At 43.8% G+C, this 21,662-nt stretch carries 22 protein-coding genes; 18 read left to right on the top strand and 4 right to left on the bottom strand.

Annotated elements, in window-relative coordinates; genetic code table 11:
- Positions 1-883: 883 nt before the first annotated feature.
- A complete protein-coding gene (locus BLR65_RS20990) occupies positions 884-2,224 on the top strand; it encodes an MATE family efflux transporter (RefSeq protein ID WP_093796135.1) in 1,341 nt (446 codons plus the stop codon).
- 118 nt (positions 2,225-2,342) lie between these two features.
- Here the strand turns inward: BLR65_RS20990 and BLR65_RS20985 are convergent, their stop codons facing one another.
- On the bottom strand, positions 2,343-4,310 hold the full coding sequence (locus tag BLR65_RS20985; RefSeq protein ID WP_093796134.1) for a methyl-accepting chemotaxis protein: 1,968 nt from the start codon (positions 4,308-4,310) through the stop codon (positions 2,343-2,345).
- Between the two features lie 381 nt (positions 4,311-4,691).
- On the opposite strand from BLR65_RS20985, the gene BLR65_RS20980 reads away from it, so the two are divergent.
- Complete coding sequence (locus tag BLR65_RS20980; RefSeq protein ID WP_093796133.1) at positions 4,692-5,453, top strand: MBL fold metallo-hydrolase; 762 nt, start codon at positions 4,692-4,694, stop codon at positions 5,451-5,453.
- 90 nt (positions 5,454-5,543) lie between these two features.
- Here BLR65_RS20980 and BLR65_RS20975 read toward each other — a convergent pair whose 3' ends face one another.
- Complete coding sequence (locus BLR65_RS20975) at positions 5,544-5,912, bottom strand: winged helix-turn-helix transcriptional regulator (RefSeq protein WP_093796132.1); 369 nt, start codon at positions 5,910-5,912, stop codon at positions 5,544-5,546.
- Positions 5,913-6,212: 300 nt separating this feature from the next.
- On the opposite strand from BLR65_RS20975, the gene BLR65_RS20970 reads away from it, so the two are divergent.
- The 7 genes from BLR65_RS20970 (at position 6,213) to dapB (ending at position 11,370) form a co-directional block, all read left to right on the top strand.
- Positions 6,213-6,800 carry a flavodoxin family protein gene (locus BLR65_RS20970; RefSeq protein WP_245692961.1) on the top strand — a complete coding sequence of 196 codons (588 nt, stop codon included), beginning with the start codon at positions 6,213-6,215 and terminating at the stop codon, positions 6,798-6,800.
- Between the two features lie 49 nt (positions 6,801-6,849).
- Positions 6,850-7,377 (top strand): ferredoxin domain-containing protein, encoded by a 528-nt coding sequence (locus BLR65_RS20965; protein ID WP_093796131.1) that lies wholly within the window; start codon positions 6,850-6,852, stop codon positions 7,375-7,377.
- A 193-nt stretch (positions 7,378-7,570) separates the two neighbouring features.
- Positions 7,571-8,035, top strand: a complete 465-nt coding sequence (locus BLR65_RS20960) for a MarR family winged helix-turn-helix transcriptional regulator (RefSeq protein ID WP_093796130.1) — start codon at positions 7,571-7,573, stop codon at positions 8,033-8,035.
- 30 nt (positions 8,036-8,065) lie between these two features.
- A complete protein-coding gene (locus BLR65_RS20955; protein ID WP_093796129.1) occupies positions 8,066-8,554 on the top strand; it encodes a GNAT family N-acetyltransferase in 489 nt (162 codons plus the stop codon).
- Positions 8,555-8,690: 136 nt separating this feature from the next.
- Positions 8,691-9,245: a 3D domain-containing protein gene (locus tag BLR65_RS20950; protein WP_093796128.1), complete on the top strand. Its 555-nt coding sequence runs from the start codon at positions 8,691-8,693 to the stop codon at positions 9,243-9,245.
- 153 nt (positions 9,246-9,398) lie between these two features.
- A complete protein-coding gene (gene splB, locus BLR65_RS20945) occupies positions 9,399-10,421 on the top strand; it encodes a spore photoproduct lyase (protein WP_093796127.1) in 1,023 nt (340 codons plus the stop codon).
- Positions 10,422-10,545: 124 nt separating this feature from the next.
- A complete protein-coding gene (dapB, locus tag BLR65_RS20940) occupies positions 10,546-11,370 on the top strand; it encodes a 4-hydroxy-tetrahydrodipicolinate reductase (protein ID WP_169716919.1) in 825 nt (274 codons plus the stop codon).
- A gap of 57 nt (positions 11,371-11,427) precedes the next feature.
- Here dapB and BLR65_RS20935 read toward each other — a convergent pair whose 3' ends face one another.
- Positions 11,428-12,054: a TrkA C-terminal domain-containing protein gene (locus BLR65_RS20935; protein WP_093796125.1), complete on the bottom strand. Its 627-nt coding sequence runs from the start codon at positions 12,052-12,054 to the stop codon at positions 11,428-11,430.
- A 197-nt stretch (positions 12,055-12,251) separates the two neighbouring features.
- Between BLR65_RS20935 and BLR65_RS20930 the strand changes: the two genes are divergently transcribed.
- The 3 genes from BLR65_RS20930 (at position 12,252) to BLR65_RS31035 (ending at position 14,122) form a co-directional block, all read left to right on the top strand.
- Complete coding sequence (locus BLR65_RS20930) at positions 12,252-13,190, top strand: ketopantoate reductase family protein (protein ID WP_093796124.1); 939 nt, start codon at positions 12,252-12,254, stop codon at positions 13,188-13,190.
- 9 nt (positions 13,191-13,199) lie between these two features.
- Complete coding sequence (locus BLR65_RS20925; RefSeq protein ID WP_093796139.1) at positions 13,200-13,838, top strand: LysE family translocator; 639 nt, start codon at positions 13,200-13,202, stop codon at positions 13,836-13,838.
- Positions 13,839-13,954: 116 nt separating this feature from the next.
- On the top strand, positions 13,955-14,122 hold the full coding sequence (locus BLR65_RS31035; RefSeq protein ID WP_245692960.1) for a hypothetical protein: 168 nt from the start codon (positions 13,955-13,957) through the stop codon (positions 14,120-14,122).
- 218 nt (positions 14,123-14,340) lie between these two features.
- Here BLR65_RS31035 and BLR65_RS20915 read toward each other — a convergent pair whose 3' ends face one another.
- Positions 14,341-14,664: a hypothetical protein gene (locus BLR65_RS20915; protein WP_093796123.1), complete on the bottom strand. Its 324-nt coding sequence runs from the start codon at positions 14,662-14,664 to the stop codon at positions 14,341-14,343.
- Between the two features lie 162 nt (positions 14,665-14,826).
- On the opposite strand from BLR65_RS20915, the gene BLR65_RS20910 reads away from it, so the two are divergent.
- The 6 genes from BLR65_RS20910 to BLR65_RS20885 all read left to right on the top strand — a co-directional run bounded on the left by BLR65_RS20910 (position 14,827) and on the right by BLR65_RS20885 (position 21,618).
- Positions 14,827-15,279 (top strand): MarR family winged helix-turn-helix transcriptional regulator, encoded by a 453-nt coding sequence (locus BLR65_RS20910; RefSeq protein ID WP_425441020.1) that lies wholly within the window; start codon positions 14,827-14,829, stop codon positions 15,277-15,279.
- A gap of 120 nt (positions 15,280-15,399) precedes the next feature.
- Positions 15,400-16,638, top strand: a complete 1,239-nt coding sequence (locus tag BLR65_RS20905; RefSeq protein WP_093796121.1) for an LL-diaminopimelate aminotransferase — start codon at positions 15,400-15,402, stop codon at positions 16,636-16,638.
- Positions 16,639-16,743: 105 nt separating this feature from the next.
- Positions 16,744-17,676: a 2-hydroxyacid dehydrogenase gene (locus BLR65_RS20900; RefSeq protein WP_093796120.1), complete on the top strand. Its 933-nt coding sequence runs from the start codon at positions 16,744-16,746 to the stop codon at positions 17,674-17,676.
- 46 nt (positions 17,677-17,722) lie between these two features.
- The gene (locus BLR65_RS20895; protein ID WP_093796119.1) at positions 17,723-18,934 is read left to right on the top strand and encodes an MFS transporter; all 1,212 of its coding nucleotides are present in this window, start codon (positions 17,723-17,725) and stop codon (positions 18,932-18,934) included.
- A gap of 149 nt (positions 18,935-19,083) precedes the next feature.
- On the top strand, positions 19,084-19,662 hold the full coding sequence (locus tag BLR65_RS20890) for a DJ-1/PfpI family protein (protein WP_093796118.1): 579 nt from the start codon (positions 19,084-19,086) through the stop codon (positions 19,660-19,662).
- Between the two features lie 759 nt (positions 19,663-20,421).
- Entirely contained in the window at positions 20,422-21,618 is a 1,197-nt protein-coding gene (locus BLR65_RS20885) for a pyridoxal phosphate-dependent aminotransferase (RefSeq protein WP_093796117.1), read from the top strand.
- The last annotated feature ends 44 nt before the right edge of the window (positions 21,619-21,662 follow it).

Below are 21,662 nucleotides of genomic sequence, written 5' to 3'. Positions count from 1 at the left end.
CGGGCTTATTCCACTGCCATGTGTTCACATATGGATGCCTGGATAAAACACCTTGCCATCAATATGCGTCCCCTCATTTTGGAGTGGTCGGCGGAAGTCTTTCCTGCAATTTCTTAGTTCTTAAGCGTTTAACTCTACACTTCTACACCTTGGGCCTAGTTTTTTTAGGATTTGGCTAGGTCTGCTTGCTATGCTCTCTTTTTACGTATCCTTTCCTCATCCCTTGTTTTTGCTAATTTACTTCTGATTTTGCTACTCAATACCCTCAAAATCCTACTATATGGTACTAAGTTTCCGAGAGCCTACGTAGTATATATAAAAAACGAGACCGATAGTATGACAGTTTTAGCCATACTAAAGGTCTCGCTAATTGACAATTGCCAACAACAGAGCCAGATGATTGCTCATCAGTATGTTGACTCTGTTCTAGAGCTACTCCCCTTTAGGAGTATTATGTTTCCCCATTATTCTATACTAAATATCTGACAATGTCAACATTGTATATATGACTATAAGCTGGGCCCGCCGTTTGTGCCTGAAGGCGAGCGGCTTTTGAATTTCCTATTGACTAAACGGGAAATTTTGCATAAAATACAAAATGAATCTATTGTGAAAGGAGGCCATGAGTGTGGAAACTGTTTTCGGTTATTTATCACGAGACGTAGAATCACCTGTTTGTGCAGTCAATTTACGCGTGAACGGGATACGTGTGTCCTTTTTTAGCCAAATTACAATCCGAGAGCAGTTACCGGCAACTCTTGGCATTGATATCGATATGTTGGCTAGTTAGGGCATGTATGTCTTTTTGCCTATGACATATTTTTTGTAAAAAAGACGCCGGTTAAGTCGGGCGTCTTTTTTGCGCTTTTACAGGAGGAAAATAATGAATCAAATCATTAGCTATAAAAAAATTGGTCAGTTAGCTTTTCCCATTATTGTCTCTCAATCAGTCGTATTGTTAAACGGTCTGATTGACCTTGCTTTTATTGGTCCCTTCGGGACCGAGGCGATTGCCGCTGTAGCGATCGCGAATGCGTTATGCGCCACATTGTTCAACTTTCTGGAAGGGTTTAGAATTGGGACAACCGTACTGATTGCCAAAGCGGCCGCTGCTCGTGATATAGCAAAAGGGCGGGCGATAATCAACAGCGGCTTATGCCTGGTTTTGGCGATTGGCATAACAATCATTGTCTTTGCCTCTGATATCAGCAATCTGGTTTACCATATTGCCGGGAATGCGCAAATCAAATATTATGGCGTCGATTACCTTACAATATGGTTATGGGCAGTGCCGGTCATTTTATTTTCTTACGTTTTGACTGGGTTATTCAGAGGGGTGCGGGATACAGCAACACCACTTTACAGCACGGTTGCCGTCTGCATACTCAATGCCGGGTTTTCCTATTTGTTTGTTTATGGTGGTTTAGGCATTGGCAGTATGGGCGTAAAAGGGGCTGCGTGGGGCACGTTGGCTGCCAATCTTATCGGGTTATTCATTACAGCGTTCCTTGTGCTAAAAAAACCGGTTACCAACAAGTATATCGGCTTACGGCAGCCAGTTTCACAACAAATGCCGGAGTATCTTATCCTTGCTGCCGATATAGGTCTGAACACAGGATTTACACTGCTTGCCTTACTGCTTTTTGTTTGCGTCATAAAACAGTTAGGCGCTGTAGCACTGGCTGTGCATCAGATTACCTTGCAGGTCTTTAATTTCGCCTATTTACCGGCAATGGGTTTTTTGATTACGGCTGCCATTATTGTGCCGCAGTTATTGGAAAACAGACAGGACAGCTTGCTTGTTCCTACTGTTAAGCGTCTTGGCAAGATGAGTCTCAGCGTAATTTTTATTACGAGCAGCCTGCTGTTTATTTTTTCAGCTCATGTCAGTTGTTTCTTCAGTCCTACCGATAAACTAGTGGCAGAGCAAACAGCTACAACACTTAAGCTCGTCTGCGTTGGCCAATTATTTTCATCTATTTACATGGTAATGCGGGGGGCGCTGACCGGTTGTAAAGATACCCGATTTATCGTGTATGAGGGATTGGTATCAGGGTATTGCATATTTCTGCCATTGGCCTACCTGTTGGCAATCCAGTTAGGCTACGGTATATTTGGCGGTTATATCGCTTTTCTCATATGGTGCGTCACAGATTGCACAGTACTTGTCTTTCGGTTTTACCGGAAATATGATCAGTGTGGATTTCATCGAGAAGTGAAATGACCATGGACAGAAATTGAGACCCGATAAAAAATGGTCTGCCTTAGGCAGACCATTTTTACTGGGTGGACAATTACCAACCTAAACTATTTTCTAATTGAGGTATAAGGTATTGAACAAATTAGGTGCGGAATTTACTAATGGCATCTTGCAGCTCTGTCGCCATTTTGGCAAGGTTTTGGCTTGAGGCGGCAATTTGTTCCATAGAAGCAGATTGTTCTTCGGTTGCTGCCGAAACGAGCTGTGATTCGCTTGTTACTGTCTCTGTTAAACTCGCTACATTTTCAACCGAGGAAAGAATCTCTTGACTGGCCTTGTCGGCTGTCTGGATGGCTGCAAAAATTTCATTAACTTCCTGCGAAAGCTGAGTAATCATATCGATAATCTGTTGGAATGCAGTGCCGGCATCGTTTACGACACTTGTGCCGACTTTGACCTTGTCGGTTCCTTTATCCATGGCTTGAACCGCTTTATCGGTCTCGCTTTGGATGGCGCTGATTAGGTCTTCAATCTGCTTGGCTGCCACTTGGGATTGTTCAGCCAGTTTACGGACTTCTTCCGCCACCACGGCAAAGCCGCGTCCCTGTTCGCCGGCCCGGGCCGCCTCAATTGCGGCGTTTAAAGCCAAAAGATTGGTTTGGCCTGCTAAACCGGATATGGTATTGACAATTTGGCCAATTTCTTTTGAGCGTTCTCCCAACTGGGTTACTACCTTGGCTGATTCCGTCACTGTCAATTCGAGTTCCGACATGTGGTTAACTGCATTTTGTACTGCTTTACCGCCGTCCTGAGCTGTTTGCGCAGTCCGTGTGGACTGTTCGGAAACAATATTGGCATTGGAAGTTACAAGTTTGATGCTTTCGGCCATTTGTGCCGCCATTTTCGAGGAAGATTCCATTAACAGGCGTTGCTTCTCCGCGCCTTGCGCTACTTCGGTTATGGAGGTCGCTACCTGCGTTGCCGCCTGTGCCGATTGTTCAGATCCGGCATTGAGTTGCTCCGACGAAGTGGCAACAAGTTTGGCATTCTCCTGTATTTTGCGGATTAACTGTGTTAAGTTGCCAACCATTGTGTTAAAGGCTTCTGCCAATAATCCCAGCTCATCCTTAGACTTTATTTTAATATGTTCGATGGTTAAATTTCCTGCAGCAATACTATTGGCCGCAGTTACCAGTGCAAGAATCGGCTTAATTGCGATGGAAGACAGGAAATAAGCAATGCCGATATTGATTAAGAGTAGCAGCAGGCCGATAAGCGAAGTCGTTTGTGCATCACGCAGACTTTGGGCAATAGCAACGCTGTACGGGATCTCCGTACAAATCAGCCAGCCGGATTTTTCATGCTTTATGTAGCTCACCAACATTTTTTTATCATTCATCATGACTTCTTCCGAACCGTTGTTTCCCGCTAAGCCGCGCTTGACAAATTCATAATTTGTCATATCAACACGTTCTTCGGGCTGTTGAAGGTTTTTGGTCGGGTGTGCTAACAGTTTTCCGTCCCGATCAAGGATATACACAGTAACTTGATCAGTGGAAAGATTTTTAACAAAATCATTTAATACTGAAAGTTCAATAGTCCCCTGGACAACCCCTGTTACATTACCCGTAACGCTGTCGGTAACAGGGGTTGCCAGTACGGAAATAAGATGCCCATTATCTTTGCTTACCAGAACTTCAGAAATAACATTTGGTTGTCCTTTTATTGCCTGCTTAAAAAAATTGCGGTCAGCTACACTGACTAATGGAAAATTATCACTTCTAGCAACTTGCTTTCCGTCATAAGCGTCAACAAGAATAGGATTAAGGTCGGTGTAAATTTTTGAAGCACCGACGAGAAGAGTTCTGGTTTCCTGCGCATTATAAGAGCGAATAACAGGATTTGCCGCCAGGAGTTTTATACCGGCTAGATTTTTATCAATAAAGTTGTTAACTTTTTCCTGAACAACGGCAGATCGTTGCGCATTTTCGGCCAGTGCATTTTTGGTAGCAGTTTGGATGGAATTATTCAAACTAATGCCGGTATAAATAATCAAGGGAATTGAGCTCGCTATAAATAATGCCAACATACATTTTTTTTTAAGATTCAAATTATCGCCACCTTTCGATTATTGAGAAATTAAACTGGATATCTCCTTTCCGTTTAGACTAATTAGATTAAGTCAGTTGGCTCCCTATCTATATTACTCCTTTGTAATTAGCAAAAACACCTTTGATTTTTTTAACTTTAATCTGTAAAAAATTGTCCAGTTTGGTTAATATTTAATGAACAGGCTAAAATATCCTGTAGCGAATAAAGTGTGATTCGCGGCAAGAATAGCCTATATTCCGCATGAAAGAAGCCTGAGGTAGGCGGTATATTGACGTTGTTCCACCGGATTTGTGTTTTTGCCAACACAGCATCCGTCTGGCAAGAATCTTTAGCGCGTTATATAAAGTTAAGATAGTTACATAATACAGGAGGCTAGGATATGCGTGTGCGTACGTTAGGAGTAGGCGGGGCTTTTACCGACCGTTTTTATCACACCAATTATGTGGTGGAATTTCCGGGCTGCCGTTTGCTGGTAGATGCCGGGACAACGCTACGGTATAGTTTACCGGCAAGCGGGTTTACGGTTAAGGATATAAACGCAGTGGCTCTTACGCATTTTCATTCCGACCATGTGGGCGGTCTGGAGGAATTTTCCCAGCGATGCCGCTATTTGTACCAATACAAGCCAACCGTTTATGCTATGCCGGACCAAATTCCGCTTTTGGCAGGTTTATTTGCGCTTCATGGCACGCAGCCGGAGGATTATTTGCACGTAACCGCAGTAACCCATTCAACTGTAATCGGCTCAACGCCTAAAGAAAACTATTTATTAGAATATTACTCGACACAAGGCCTGCACGCCGAGGTAACCAGTAATTACATAATTGGCATCCGGCGGGTTGACAGGCACAACAAAGCTGTACGCATGATTTTTACGGGAGATATTGGACCAATTGAAAAATCAGTATTGGGGCGGCTTATGGCTGATCCGGAAACGATAGCCGTATTCCATGATTGCCATACCGGTACAACAGCAACTCCGGCACACCCAAGCCTGCAGCAAATAACGAGCTTCTATCCTCCGGAGCTATACGGTAAAATTCATCTAACTCATTATGGGGATAATATTGCTGATTATCAACACAAAATCTATGAACTTGGATTTAACATAGCGGTCCAGGGAGAAATCTATAAGTGGTAAAAAAATAATTCCCGCAAAATTTGCGGGAATTTGATGTATGTCTTCGGTTTTATTGCCGGCAGTAACGGATTTGGACTATGAGTACGGACGCTATACCGGCGATGAAGAGCATATATTTTTTTTGTCGGTTATTTCTATAGAGTTGGCATAATTAAGTCCCCACTGACACAACGTTTCTAATATCGGTAACAGGCTTTTGCCGGCCGGGGTCAAAGAATATTCTACTTTCGGCGGAATTTGCGTATAAATAAAGCGGCTTACCAAGCCGCTGGCTTCCAATTCCCGCAATTGTTGAGTCAGCATTTTCTGGGTTATTTTGGGCAGCGTTTTTTTTAATTCGCTAAACCGCAGGGTTTTTTCTCCTAAGTGCCAAAGAATTAGAGATTTCCATTTGCCGCCGATCAGTTCCAACGTCAATTCCATGGAGCACTGGTATTGGTTATTTTTGAAGGTAATCACGGTTACCACCTCCTTATTTTATTTCATGTTACTGGATTGATAGTATACAAAAAGATACTATAGCACAATTAAGTGCGTACTTGCCTAAATGTATTCTATCATTTATTATTAAATTAGGGAAGGCATTCTTTGGAAGGGTTACGTATATATTTCGCATTAAAGAAGTTTGCAGGCACAGGCGGGTAGTGTAGGATACGCTCACCAACACACACCATCCGGCTGCAAAATCTTTAGTACGTTATATAGAGAGTGCTTTTTTGCATGTAAGGCAAATGAAAATTGATAGGTGGGAAAGGAAGGGTGACGAATTTGAAAGTAATTGCGTTTAACGGAAGTCCGCGGGCTAATGGCAATACGGCGCAAAGCCTGAAAATGGTGTTGACGGAATTGGAAAAGGAAGGCATTGAGACGGAATTGATCCAACTGGGGGGGAAGAAGGTCTACGGCTGTCTTGCCTGTGGCAAATGTTGGGAGACAAAAGATAACCGCTGTGCCCGGAAGGATGATGATATGAATACCTTTATCCAGAAAATGATTGACGCGGACGGCATTATCATCGGTTCACCAACTTATTTTAGCAATGTGTCTACAGAAGTAAAAGCGCTTATTGACCGTTCGGGTTTTGTGGCCAAGGCGAACGGCGGCAACATGCTGCGGGGTAAAGTTGGCGCGGCGGTTGTGGCTGTGCGTAGAGCCGGAGCTACTTTTACCTATTCCGCCATTAATTTCTTTTTTGGGATTGCCGAAATGATTATACCGTCTTCAAGTTATTGGAACATGACCTTGTCGCTTAATCCGGGAGATGTTCAGAAGGATGAAGAGGGCATCGAGACTTTTCAGACTTTGGGGAAAAATATGGCAAAGCTGTTAAAACAGGTGAGAGAATAGGAATATTGCTAGTAAATTAATATGGTGTTGAATATGAGGAGGAATTGCGATGATTATTGGTAGTCAGGAAATTGAGGAACGTTCGATAGAACGGATCGCCGACATGATGTGTGTGGCAGCAAGGACCGCTCCTAAAGCCAGAGGGGTTGACAATTTAGTTACCGCCATCATTAACGGGCAGGACAAAGATAAACTGTCTGCAGAAATGCGCCGTATTGCCCAGGAATCCGGTATGCAGTTTTTCGAACGTGATGCCAATTGTATCGATAAGGCACCAGTTGTTGTGTTAATGGGGCAAAAAGTGAACCCCATTGGCGTGAAACCATGTGGTTATTGTGGCTATGCGGATTGCGCCGAGTGTGCAAAAGGCAGTGGAATCTGTGCCATCAGTACCGGCGATTTGGGCATTGCCTTGGGATCGGCGGCCAGTACCGCAGCATCATATCATGTTGATAACCGGATTATGTTTAGTGTAGGTAAAGCAGCCATTAACCTCGGTCTGTTGGGCGAGGAAGTTAAAATTGTTTATGGAATGCCGCTTAGTGTAACAGGTAAAAGCCCGTTTTTTGACCGGTAATCCATCAGTTTAGGCGGCAGCTTCCATTCATAAGGTAGAGAGGGGGACAGGAGTATTCGCTGTCTCCTTTATTTTTGTACGCTCTTTTTAGGGTAAAATACGATAAGGTAATCTATCTATTATAGTTGACATTTCAACTAGTATAAAATAAAATTAATGTAGTTGAAATGTCAACTATAATAGGAGGCTATAAATGACTGCATTGAAAAACCAAGTGCTGCGGGAAGTAGGTGCACTTGCCCGTTGTATACAATCAATCAGTGATATTCAGTATCGGAATTATAATTTGCAGAGGGGTCAGTTTATTTTTTTGACTCGTATCTGTGAGCATCCGGGAATTAACTTAATTGAACTTTCTCATATTCTTAAAGTTGATAAGGCAACGACCACTAAGGCTGTACAAAAATTAATGCAAGAAAACTACATAGTGCGGGAACGGGATCGCGCTGACAAGCGGATGTGGCACTTATTCCCGTCAACCAAAGCGAAAGAAGTGTATCCCTGTATCATTGAGGAAGAAAACCGGTATATTGAAATCTGTTTTCAGGGGTTTACCCAGAAAGAAAAAGATCATGTCGGTCGATTGCTAAAAAAAATGCGTGAAAATATTGAACAGGAATGGAAAGCGTTAAAGTCATACAAAGAAGAGTCTAGATAACGGGTAAAGATGATAAAGGAGGCGTATAAGTTGGAGAAGGTTCGCATTGAGAAGTTTTCTAAGGAATATCAGGATGAAGTGATTGATTTGATTTTGGACATTCAGCAAAAAGAGTTTAGCATTCCCATTCGTAAAGAAGATCAACCTGATTTAAGCGATATACCCAATTTTTATCAAACTCAGGGTGGGAACTTTTGGATAGCTGTTGATGACCAACAGGTTGTTGGCACAATTGCCCTGATTGATATTGGCAATCATCAGGGGGCGCTGAGAAAAATGTTTGTAAAAACGGAATATCGCGGAAAAACCTTTAATACGGCAAAACTGCTGTTATCAGCATTGCTTTCCTGGGCCAGTGACCATCATATGCAAGAAATTTTCCTGGGAACGACCGAGAAGTTTTTGGCTGCTCATCGGTTTTATGAAAAAAATAAATTTGCGCAAATACCAAAAGAGCATTTGCCGCGTGCCTTTCCCCTGATGAAAGTGGATACAAGATTTTATAAGTTAATGCTGTAATTGCCGGTGCCGTCTTCTGGCAGAATGTGATCGCTTTTATTTAAATTGCCGGTTGTGGATATACTGCATAATATTTATATTTGTTTTTGGTAAATAATAATCGCAATAGGAAAAAATATTTAAAGAAGGCGATAAAATGAAGACGAAGCATCATTGCAAGACTAAATGGCATTTTAAGAAAATTGCAGCCGCGCTCGGTAGTGCTGTTGTGCTTGCTGCAGCAGCAATACCAGGTGTTACTGCCATTACGTCAAATCATGACGCGACCACGCCGGTTCCACCGGCACCCGCCCAGGAAGCGGCGGCACCCCAACCGCCTGAGCAGGTTGCGCAAGCCGCGCCGCCGGAAGAAGCAGGGGCTGTAAAGGTTTTGGATATAACCGCCACGGCCTATGCACCGGGACCTCATGACAACGACCAATGGGGCAATAAGACTCATTTGGGAACGCAAGTCCGGCCAGGTGTAATTGCCGTTGATCCCAGAGTGATACCCCTTGGATCGCGGGTTATGATAAAATATCCGGACGGATCAAAAGAGTATGCGGTAGCGGAAGATACCGGCGGAGCCATTAAAGGACATCGTATTGATATCGCCAAGTGGACGGTGAAAGAAGCTTATCGGTTCGGTATCAAACCGGTTAAGGTGTATGTACTTAATACGCCGGCGCAGCAAAATGAAGCGCCGGCATAATGAATAATCCCTTTATATTAGGCAGATAGAATTCCAATCTGTCTGATTTAAAGGGAATTTTTATTCCATATAGTTCGGCAGCGTTTTTGTTTTTGCCAGATGACCGGCGGGGCCCTGGGATATAATAAAATAAAGAACGGCAAGGGGGATTATATGAAACCTTTCGTGCCTGAACGGGCTTATTTTGAACCAGATGCGCTAAACTATCCGTTAGGACAGGAATTGTATGAGAAATTACAGTCTATGTCCGTACCCATTACCATGACTTCATCACATAACCGGATAACGGGAATAACCGGAAAAAACGCATGGGAGTGCTATCAGAAAGCGAAACGGACCTTGGCGGTTGGCGTCAGGCGAAGCCTGGATTTTCAAAGCTGCAAACCATCGGCGCACTTTCAACTGCCGCTTAATACCGGCTGTCCGAGTATGTGTGAATATTGCTATCTCATGACTACTTTAGGTAAGAAGCCCTATCTCAGGGTCTATGTCAATATAGAAGACGTGTTAAATAAGGCTGCCGCATATATCAGGGAGCGTGCACCGGAGATAACAATTTTTGAAGGAGCCGCTACATCGGATCCAATCCCTACGGAATATTTAACAGGGTTGTTAAAACAGACGATTGAGTTTTTTGGGCGGCAGCCGTTGGGCAGGTTTCGCTTTGTAACCAAGCATGTTCAGGTCGATACATTACTGGCTGTCAACCATAGCGGTCATACCCGCTTTCGTTTTACACTGAATGCGGCTTCTGTCATTAAAAAGTATGAGCATTTGACGCCTCCTCTGGCAGAACGGGTAGCCGCCGCGGCACAAGTTGCCCAAGCCGGCTATCCGCTGGGATTTATTATTGCTCCTGTTTTTTATTTTCCCGAATGGGAAAGTGAATATAACGACTTGCTGAAACTGTTAGCTAAAGAGTTGCCAACTGCTGCTCAGCCGATTACATTCGAGTTTATTACGCATCGTTTTACCAAGCGGGCCAAAAACAATATCCTGGAGTTGTTCTCCAATACGGCGTTGCCATTGGATGAAACGGTGAGGCAATTTAAATTTGGTCAATTTGGCTATGGCAAATATCTATATGCTAAAGAGCAGCGCGGGGAGATGGAGAGGTTTTTGCGTCGGCAAACCGCTGTCTATTTTCCTGATGCCCAAATTGATTATTTTATCTAACAGCCTCTTAGCAAAAGGTATGAGCAGCTGGAAGAATTTGCTGATATTTTTGCGAAAGTGGTCTCTTGACCAACTTGCAACCTTGATGATATTATTAGGTTGTAAGTTACGAGGGAGGTGCTTTATGAAGGTTGCTTTGATAGGGTTAGGGACAACCGGAAAGATTGTCGCGGAGTTCCTTTTCCAGAAACAGGTTCTTTCATTGGTGTTGTGCCGTAAAAACAGTTCGGCTGCAGCCGGAAAAGATCTGGGTGAAGTTTTACATAGGCCATACATGGCTGTGCCGGTTGAAACGACAGATAACCTTGAAGAGAAATTAACCAAATATAAACCGGACATATTGATCGATTTTTCTTCACCGGCCTTTTTGCGGGAACATTTAACGACACTAGCCCGCTGTAATGTCAATGTGGTAACTGCTGTTACCGGCTATACCCAAATGGATATCAGACGTGTCAAGGTACTGGCCAGAAAACGGAAAATTGGAGTGGTCCTTGCACCGAACATCACTCGCGGTGTTAATGTAACCTTACTAATGGCTCAGATTGCCGCTATTCTACAGCCGGATTATGATTTTCAGGTAATTGATGAAAATCACAGAAATAAAAAAGACAGCCCGTCAGGAACGGCTGAAAAAATAGCCGCCGCCATTATGAAGGGGTTGGGAACCCCACATGGAGATGAGCGGCAGGTGCCGATTTATTCTATTCGTGCCGGGGACATTACCGGCAGGCACAGGGTAATGGCCTGCGGGCCTTATGACCAAATTGAAATTACGCACACCGCCTTTTCGAGAAAGGCGTATGCGGAAGGGGCGTATCAGGCGGCCGGCTTTATTTTAGCGAAAACAGGTCTGTATGAGATGAAAGACGTTTATGGTTTTAGTAATTATTCAGGGGAACGGACATGCGAGGTAGCGGAATCTACTCCTGCCCATGTTTATGCTTAAGGGGAATATTATCATATAAGCAAGCCGCCAGCGGTTAGGAAGAATTAACCGGGCGGCTTACTTGTTTAACGGCCTGCCAACAAACGTTAGGGTTTTCGCTAAGACATCGCTGTCACCTACAACGACAACCCGGTCATGGGGTTGAATGACTGCCTGCGGTCCGGGAGAGATAATGATGGATGTGCCCCGTCTGATAGCAACAACCGTTGCGCCCGTATGTTGCCACAGTCTGATTTCCGCAATCGTATGTCCGACAATGTGCGAGGATTCGGGCACCTCGACTTCAACCGGATTGTAGGGTGTAAGGTTGCGTAATTTATCTGAATAATTAATAATGTCGGAAAGAAGAGCTTCCAGCTTTGCATCAATGTCACGTTTTTGGTGCAGCAGGATTTCGACATCTTGGTGCAAGGAGTAGACGGATTCAGCGCTCTTATATTGATCAATAAACATATAGGCGTTTTCGGTGGAGATGACCGTTACCTCTTTTCCCTGGGAAACGCTTACCACGTTTTTTGCTTTCAACAGGGCAATCGCCTTGCGGATTGTCTCCGGCGATACCGTGTAATGACTTGCCAGCACCGACCTGCCGGATATCTTTTCACTAATGGCAAATTCTCCATTGATGATTCTTTGCGCCAAATCCAGGGCAATGGAACGGTACATGGCTGTTGCGGATTTCATTCAATCACTCCGTTACAAGTAATGGTAAGCTTATTATAGCGCTTCTTTGAGCAGTCAACAAGCTGGGGGCTGCTTAACAGTATACTCGTCGTTGCTTGTTGTTAAATTTGAATTGAATCCGCAGGTTTTTACATTCTTTACAAGAATTATATACATATCAGATTTGAACATGAAGTTTTTAAAGGGGGGGACTTTCTATGAAGTTTGCTGTCATTGGGGCAGGGGCAATGGGGAGCTTAGTTGGTGCGATGCTGCAAAAAGCCGGTGCAGAGGTTTGGCTTGTCGATTCGAATGAGGCCCTTGTGAAGCATATCCAGGCAAACGGTTTAAAAATCAGTATCAATGACACAGAAGAATTCGTAAAAATCAACGTGGCACAATCACCGCAAGCAATCGGCCAAAAGATGGATGTTATCCTGTTTTTGGTCAAAGGCTGCTATACGGAAGCGGCGGCTCAGTCAGCTAAATGCCTCGCCGGCGAGAAAACGTACATAATGACCCTGCAAAACGGGATCGGTAATGTTGAAATATTAGCAGAGCATTATCCCAGGGAGCAGATACTATACGGCATCCTGGAATTTGCCGGAAAAATGGTTGCAATGGGCCAGGTCCAAGGCTTTATTGGGAAAAACTCCAAGATCTGCTTTGGATCTACGCAAAAGATAATTACGGAAGATATGAAAGCGATTGCGGATTTACTGGGAAGAAGCGGTATTCGTGTTATTGTGCAGGAAGATATTGATAGTGAAGTGTGGATTAAATTAAGGAATAACTCCACGAATGTAGTTTTTGGGTTATTGCGGTTAACAATGGGGCAGGCACTTGCCGTAACGGGTACCGAAGAACTTATGCAGGCAGTCAGGGCGGAGGTAATGGCGGTTGCCCGGGCGCGCGGAATATGGTTTGCAGAAGAACAATTGAGCATTAATGGCGGCAAGACACCGATTAATCCTGAACTTTATGCGCATCTTCCCTCTACCGCTCAGGATATCAAAAACAAGAATAAGACAGAAGTCGAATTTATCAATGGTGCCATTTACCGTGAAGGCTTGCGGCTAGGGGTGCCTACGCCGCATAATGAATTATTGTATAGAATGGTTAAAATTATCGAAGCGTCCTACGAAAGGCAATTTTAAATTATGGAAATGGCGAATATACATCTTCACAATGTAATGTATTTTACCGTAACGTCATTAGCCCTGGTATTGATGCCCGGACCGAATACGTTGTATGTATTATCGCGGGGGATAACGCAAGGCAGGAAAGCGGCTGTCATTTCGGCGTTTGGGGCAAGCACAGGCGACCTTTTATACGCATTGTTTGCTGCGCTAGGGTTGGTTGTTGTTCTTCAGCAATCAGCAATGCTTTACGATGTGATAAAAACGTGCGGTGCTGCGTATTTGCTGCTCATTGGTATTCAAACTATTAAAAGCAAGGGTTCGCTTACAGAAAATGTTGAACTGACCAAAGAAACAACGATTACCAAGATGTTTATGAAAGGTTTTCTAACTTCGGCCTTAAATCCGAAGACGGCGCTATTCTTTATGAGCTTTTTACCCCAGTTCATTGATGTAAACAGTGAAGCGGCAGGCGTTACCATGTTGGCTTACGGGTTTATCTTTTTTGTGTTAGGGCTGATTGTGCTTATTTCCTATGCTTTATTGTCAAGCGTCGTAAGACAATGGCTTGTCTCTAAACAGCGGCTTGAGCAATATTTCCGTTGGGTAACGGGTACTATATTCGTCGCATTAGGGATTAGGATGATGATGCCTGAACAACGGTAAGCGGATTCATGATTGAATTCCACATATTTCCATGTATGAAACGGCGCGGTTGGCAGATACTATGAGTGTAAAGGGTCTGTAATGGTCGAGCCAAGATTGGTGTCGGATATCAACAGGTGTTCGGCATCAGTCGGCCAAAGATTGGCGTCGGATCGCAAGGTTCGGCGTTAGTCGGCGGGAAGATTGGCATGGGTTCTGAAAGGCTGTACGGTAGCCCAACTGTTGCCGTGTGGTCCCAAGGGATTTATGTCGGTCGAGCTAAGACTGCTATGGGTTGTGAATGATACGGGTCGTTTGCAGTCGGGAGATTGCAGGCGGTTCGGTAGCTATCTGTGGCAGTCGAGCAAAGGTCTGTATCGGTTGTGTAATGCTTGTGGGTAGGCGAAAGTCTGCGTATAGGTATGTAATGATCGGTGTAGGCTGTAGCGTAGATCATTGCGGGCTCTTTACTTACTAAAAATTTTTTAGCCGCTAAACGCAGTGGCTTTTTTTGTTTGGCGAATTAACGGCAATTTTGTAAGTCCCATATTTGTTCTTGCAACTGCTGATTTTGCCGTTGCAGCTGTTTAATAAGTTCCAGGATATCGTCCATGGTTAGCTGCATATCAGGATTGTCGGCCGTTTTTTGATCATTTTTGTTTGCTTCCGCAGTTTCAAGGGCTGATTGCAGGGTTGCCACTGTGACGATGGCTTCGCCCAAATAGATGATAACTCTGCCAATTACGAGCATATCGGCGACGCGTAATCCTTGTGTTGCAAGCGTTCCGAGAATGGCAACGGCCAAACTGGTCAGAGGAGGATTTTCAAAGAGGTTGGCAATACTCATTCGGTATCAATCCTCACAGTATATTTTGTATAACATATGATTTTTTCGATAAAGTAGTGAACGAATAGAAGTACGGCCGGTAAGGAGAGTCTTATAAGCTGATGGAGAGAATTGACAAAATAATATTTGTATGATACAAATTAAGTAGAGGAGTGAGTTAAGATAACGGGCGAAGTAGATAAATATCAGCAATGTATTGAGGATATTGGTAAGCTGCTGCAAAAAGCCGTACGTACTTTTCAGGTTCTGGAAAAAGAACAAATTAGAATCCATGGTTTTACCTATTCACAATGCTATATACTATTGGAAATCTATAAATATCAGGCATTGGCGATCAATGAAATTAGCGAGAAGATGCGTCTGGACATTAGTACGATCACCAGAATTATGAGCAAATTAGTCCGGGACGGGCTAATTCTGAAAAACCGATCGGTTTATGATAAAAGGATTGTTGAGGCTACTCTAACGGAAAAAGGTAAAACGGTGGCCCGGCAACTACAAAACAGCATTGAAGATTATTATAAAGAAGTTATCTCCAATCTGCCGCGCGGCCATGTTCGTGAAGTGATGAGAGGAGTAGAACTGTTAGTAACGGCCTTAGAAAAGGCCAGGTAAAATGCGCAAGAAAGTAGGATGCTGGATGATTAATATTTGTATAATACAAATATTTTATCAGTGAAACAGCCGGTGAAGCAGGCAGTTTGTTTTTCCGGCTAATTCAAGGGAGGCGATACAATGAAGGCAAGTTTTATTCAGCAGTTGTTTGCAGACCGGATAGGGGGCAAGCACTTTGGCAATGATGTTATACTCTATAAATTTGAAAAAATCAAGAGAGCAAAAAGAGAAGCGCGTAAACGTCAGCCTGCTATCGACCTGATTGACCTGGGAGTAGGGGAACCAGACTGGATGGCAGAAAAAGAAGTTATTGAAATTTTATATGAGCAAGCCAAGCGAAGGGAAAACAGGGGATATACCGACAACGGGATTCAGGAATTTAAAGACGCCGCTGTTCAGTATATGAAGGAGGTGTATCAGGTTTATGGCCTTGATCCGGTCAATGAAGTAAATCATGGAATTGGTTCAAAATCCATTTTGGCACTTCTGCCGTTAGTTTTTATAAATCCGGGAGATATTACGCTTATAACAGTTCCCGGTTATCCGATTTTAGGGACTGCGACCAAGGCACTAGGCGGAGAAGTCGTTGCGTTGCCACTATTGGCTGAAAATAATTATTTGCCCAAGCTGGATGTATTGACTGCCGAGCAGCGCCGGCGAGCCAAGTTATTATATCTTAATTATCCTAATAATCCGACCGGAGCGACAGCAACTAAAGAGTTTTTTGAGGAAGTCGTCTGTTTCGCCAAGGAAAACGGGATTATTGTTGTCTCAGATGCCGCTTATGCCGCACTCACTTTTGACGGACAGCGTCCCCTCAGTTTTTTGTCGGTCGAGGGGGCTAAAGACGTTGGAATCGAGGTTCACTCCCTGTCCAAGGCGTTCAATATGACAGGTTGGCGGCTGGCGTTTGTCTGTGGTAATGAATTAGTTGTGAAGGGATTTGCCGCGGTAAAAGACGACCATGATTCCGGTCAGTTTGCCCCTATTCAAAAGGCCGGTATTTACTGTTTGCAGCACCCGGAAATAACACAAAAAACAGCTTTGAAATATTCCCGACGCCATACTTTACTCGTTAACGCCCTGAAACACATTGGTTTTACAGTTACGAAACCAAAAGCGTCTTTTTATTTGTATGTTCAGATACCCCGGGGGACTAAGTCTGGCAAATTATTTTCAACAGCCGAAGAATTTGCGGATTTTCTTCTTAAGGAAACGTTAATTTCGACTGTTCCTTGGGATGAAGCAGGAGCTTATATCAGGCTTTCGGTAACCTTTGAAGCAGAAAATGAAGTGGAGGAAGAAAAAATTATCGCCGAAATAATGCGGCGTTTAGCTGCAGTTGGCCTTATTTTTTAATACATCTCAGTCAAAAATAATTTTTAAAGGAAAGCCGGAATGGAATGGCGTATTATAATCGTATCGTTTTGCTCTTCCCAATACTAAGCAGCAGGAGTGAAGCTAATGAATTGTATTTTTCTTGATAAGATAACTCCGGAGATGAAGACTTTATTTCGTTCGGAGGTTCCGGAAGATATGGATTTACTTTTTTGGGACGAAATACCGGAAGACGAACGCGAGGTGAATCTTGCTCAGGCAGAGTCTTTGCTTACGGCAACGTATCGGGTAGATGATGCCTTTATGCAGCGTGCGCCCAAACTCAAAATCGTTCAGAAAATGGGAGTGGGCACAGATAATATCGACTTAACTGCTGCTGCCAAACGCGGCATTGTTGTCGGCAATGTTCCGGGGGGCAATGCCAACGGGGTGGCTGAGTTGACGATGGGCCTTATTCTCGAGGTTTACCGCAAAATCAGACAGTTGGATAAGGATACTAGAAACGGTGTCTGGTCGATGTGGAAATACCGCAATTGTTCCTATGAAATCAAGGGTAAAAAGTATGGCATCATTGGTTTTGGCGATATCGGCAAGCGGGTAGCCGAGCTATCGAAGGCTTTTGGCGCAACGCTTTACTATTATAGCCGGACGCGGGCTTCCGCCGAAGTAGAAGCCCGTTATGGGGTTACCTACCTGACATTGGAGGAATTGCTGACAGAAGCGGATATTGTCAGTATCCATGTACCGCTTAGTCCCACAACCCGTAATTGGATTAACGCCGAAAAGCTGAAGCTCATGAAAAAGAATGCAGTCTTTATTAATGTCAGCAGGGGAAATGTAGTAAATGAACAGGATCTTTATGAAATTTTGGCGAATGGCAAAATTCTTGGTGCGGCAATTGATGTTTGGGCTACCGAACCCGTTAATGCCGATAATCCGTTATTAACGCTTGACAATGTGGTGGCGACCCCGCATGTGGGCAGCGGCACGGTTGACACTGTGATCGCTATTTTACGGGCCTCATTTCAAAAAATTCGTAGTGTATTAACTGCGGGGTAAAATCACAGAGAAGGTTTTACGCGAGTTAATTCTTGAAAGGAAATCTATGAATACACAAAAAAAGACAATCCTGTCAAAATCCTTGGTTTTAGTTGCGCTTAGTCACGCCATTACTGATTTAAGCCAGGGCGCTTTGCCGATTCTTTTGCCGTTTTTAAAAAGCGCATTTGCTCTTTCCTATTCACAAGTTGGCTTAATTGTATTGGCTCAGAATGTGACTTCCTCCGTGATCCAGCCTGTATTCGGTTATATAACCGACCGTTTTCCGCTTCCCTGGCTGGTTCCTGCCGGGGTTCTGCTCTCCGGCGTGGGAATGGCTGTAACCGGCTTAGCTCCATCCTATATAGGTTTGCTGGCTATTGTGATTATTACCGGCCTAGGGATTGCCGCTTTTCACCCCCAGGGCGCAAAAATGATTCACAATACCACGCAAGCTAATAGCCGGGGCCAAAGTATGGCTGTATTTTCCGTCGGCGGCAACTTAGGCCAGGCTTGTGGTTCGGTTTTTATGATGACACTGTTGACTTTACCCGGATCAATAAACAATACCCTGTATTTTTGCCTTCCGGCTTTGTTGCTGGCGGCTTTGTTGTGGTTAAACCTGTCCGCACTGTCACCCCAGACTTTGCCGCAGGAAACTCCGAAAGTCAAAAAGAGCGGGGCGACTACCCCAATACCCTTGGCTATGGTCAGTTTGCTGCTTTTTTATATTTTCTTTCGCAGCAGTATCGCTGCCGGGTTAACGACCTATATTCCTCTTTACTTTGCGGATTATCTCGGAGGCAGTCACGCCTATGCCAGTTATCTCGTCTCAGGTTATCTGTTAAGCGGGGTAGCGGGAACCTATGTTGGCGGCGTGCTTGGTGATAAGTTCGGCCGGAAAACGATCATTCTCGGTTCCATGTTATTGACACTACCCATGTTGCTCGTTTTGCCTCATGTTACCGGCTACTGGACGTTGCCGCTCGTATTGACAATCGGCTTTGTTTACATCGCATCGTTCTCGTCCACAACGGTTTTGGCTCAGGAAATGATGCCCGGTTATGAAGCCCTGGCGGCAAGCCTGACTATTGGCTTTAGTATAGGTTTGGGCGGCCTGGCCGTCACGCTTCTGGGATATGTTGCCGATCATTTTGGGGTTCCGAGTGTATTTACTATTATTTCTGTGATTCCTGTTGCCGCTGCCGCGCTTGCCTTTTTCCTGCCTGGCCGACTCTTCAAACCCGATTATTTAGCAAACAAGCAAGGCGCTTTATAGAGAACCTATAGTATATATAAAATCCTTGGAACGTTGTATATAGATAAACTCCTGCCGGTATTTTTAAGAAATTAGCAGGAGTTTATTTCTTAAGGTGTAACAAATAGTGATCAATATATGGCGGCTCAAGCCATAGAACGGAGGAGAAAATGAAAATATTACTATTTATGCTTAAAGGGTTTGAAACCATGGAATGTAGTGCTTTTGTTGATGTCATGGGGTGGGCAAGAAATGATTATCACTATGATGTATCAATCGTTACTTGTGGCTTTCAAAAACGGGTAGTGAGTACTTTCCATATCCCGGTTTTGGTCGATACAACAATTGATCAGATTCGGGTTGATGAGTATGATGCGCTGGCAATTCCCGGCGGTTTTGAAGAATTCGGATTTTATGAGGAAGCTTATGATGAACAGTTTTTGGACCTTGTCCGTAAATTTGACACACAAGGCAAATGGATTGCCACGGTTTGCGTTGCCGCATTGCCTGTGGGTAAAAGCGGAGTGTTAGCAGGACGAAAGGCCACAACCTACCATTTGAATAATGCCTATCGTCAACAACAACTGAAGGCGTTTGGCGTTGACGTTGTAAATGAACCGATTGTCATTGATAAGAACATTATTACTTCCTATTGCCCGCAAACTGCACCGGGGGTTGCATTTACACTCCTGGAGAGGCTTACTTCCCCAGAACAAATGGAAATAGTAAAGCAGGCAATGGGTTTTTAACGGGCAAATAGCCGGAGAGTAAAAACTCTCCGGCTATTCCAATGATAGGCAACCCTATCAAGCAACTAACGGCTCATGTTATTTTCACGGCAGCTGTCTCCTTGAACGGCTTTAGATAGATTACCTATCCTTTTTATTCTATGCAGAGAGCGGAACTTTTACAGCCTGGGCAGTAAAAAGAATTGTACCAATGGGATATGCGGTTACTCTGATAAATTGTCGTAAACGTTTTGGTTTGATCGAACGGCAGGTTCATCACGCAGATGCTTTTTAGCTTGGCTTTCCGTAATTGCGGCATCCATGGATTTACCAATAGAACTCGGTTTCCTGTATGATTTTGTATAGGTACGGAATCTTAGATAGGAGCCATTTGCTCTATATGTCATAACGACCACCTCGAAAATTAGTTTATGAAATGCTGTGAAATCAATTCATACCACATTAAAGAATACTGCCGGCGCAGGCGGGAGGTGCATTGACAACGCTCCGCCACTGGCGTTTGACTTCCGCTTTTTGCCAACGCACCCCCCGCCTGCACAAATCTTTAGCACGTTGTATATTTTTATCAGGATGAATCAGGACAAGGTGAATTTTTAAAATTTAGCAGTGGAAGTTATTGTATATTGGTAAAAAACGAGGTAGTGTTAATGTATACACATGTGTATAATAAATAATGGAGCCATGAATTGACCAGAGTGGCTGTATATTGTGTACGGGGTTGTTTGGGTTATGCATATCAAGACTTGAGGAGTGGTATCAATGGAGTTATCAAAAATGGGGTTATCAATTAGTCCGTCATCTACACTGGCTATAGACGCGAAGGCCAAAAAAATGAAGGCTGAGGGAATTGATGTGATTGGCTTTGGTGCAGGTGAACCTGATTTTGATACGCCGGAGCATATTAAAAAGGCAGCAATCGCCGCTATTGAAGCTGGTTTTACAAAATATACGCCTGCATCAGGAATCATGGAATTAAAGCAGGCTATTTGCAAAAAGTTCAAAAAGGATAATGGCTTAGACTATACACCAGCCCAGATTGTTGTAAGCAATGGGGCCAAGCATTCTCTGATTAATACTTTTCAAGCAATCTGCAACCCCGGTGATGAGGTTATTATACCGGCGCCGTACTGGGTGAGCTATCCTGAAATGGTAAAGATAGCCGGTGGCGTTCCCGTAATTGTAAAAACTTCGGAACAAAGTGGCTTTAAGTTTACAGTAGATCAGTTACAACAAGCATTAACCAAGAAAACAAAAGCCATCATCCTCAACAGCCCGAGCAATCCCACAGGGATGGTTTATTCTAAGGAAGAACTTACAGAAATTGCGGATTTAGCCGTGGAACGGGGAGTGTTTGTTGTTTCCGATGAAATATATGAGAAGTTGATATATGATGGGTATCAGCATGTTAGTATTGCCTCACTGAATGACAAAATCAAAGAACAGACCATTGTGGTGAACGGTGTTTCCAAAACCTATGCGATGACCGGCTGGCGGATTGGTTATACGGCCTCAAATAATGAAATTGCGAAAATTATGGCAAACATACAAAGCCATGCGACTTCGAATCCCAACTCAATAGCGCAAAAGGCGGCAGAAGCGGCCATTTGCGGCAATCAGGACATGATAAATACAATGGTTGCCGAATTTATTAGTCGCAGAGATTATATGGTAAAGCGAATTAATGCCATACCTGGATTGTCTTGTGTTACTCCCAAGGGGGCGTTCTATGTACTTATGAATATTTCCAAGTTAATCGGCAAGGCAATCGAGGGCAAACAAATTTATGGATCTGACGATTTCGCCGATGTTTTACTTGAAAAAGCTCAAGTTGCGTTGGTACCCGGGTCAGGCTTTGGCATCGATACACATGTAAGATTGTCTTATGCCACATCGTTAAAAAATATTACCGAAGGCCTTAATCGAATTGCAAACTTGTTAAACAAACAACAGTCATAGAATGCTCATCTGCTATGAGATAGACTCATTTCTTTGATAAAAGG

The sequence above is a fragment of the Sporomusa acidovorans genome (genome assembly GCF_900101845.1).
Taxonomy (GTDB): Bacteria; Bacillota; Negativicutes; order Sporomusales; family Sporomusaceae; genus Sporomusa; species Sporomusa acidovorans.
This window is presented reverse-complemented; position numbering and strand designations above follow the sequence as displayed.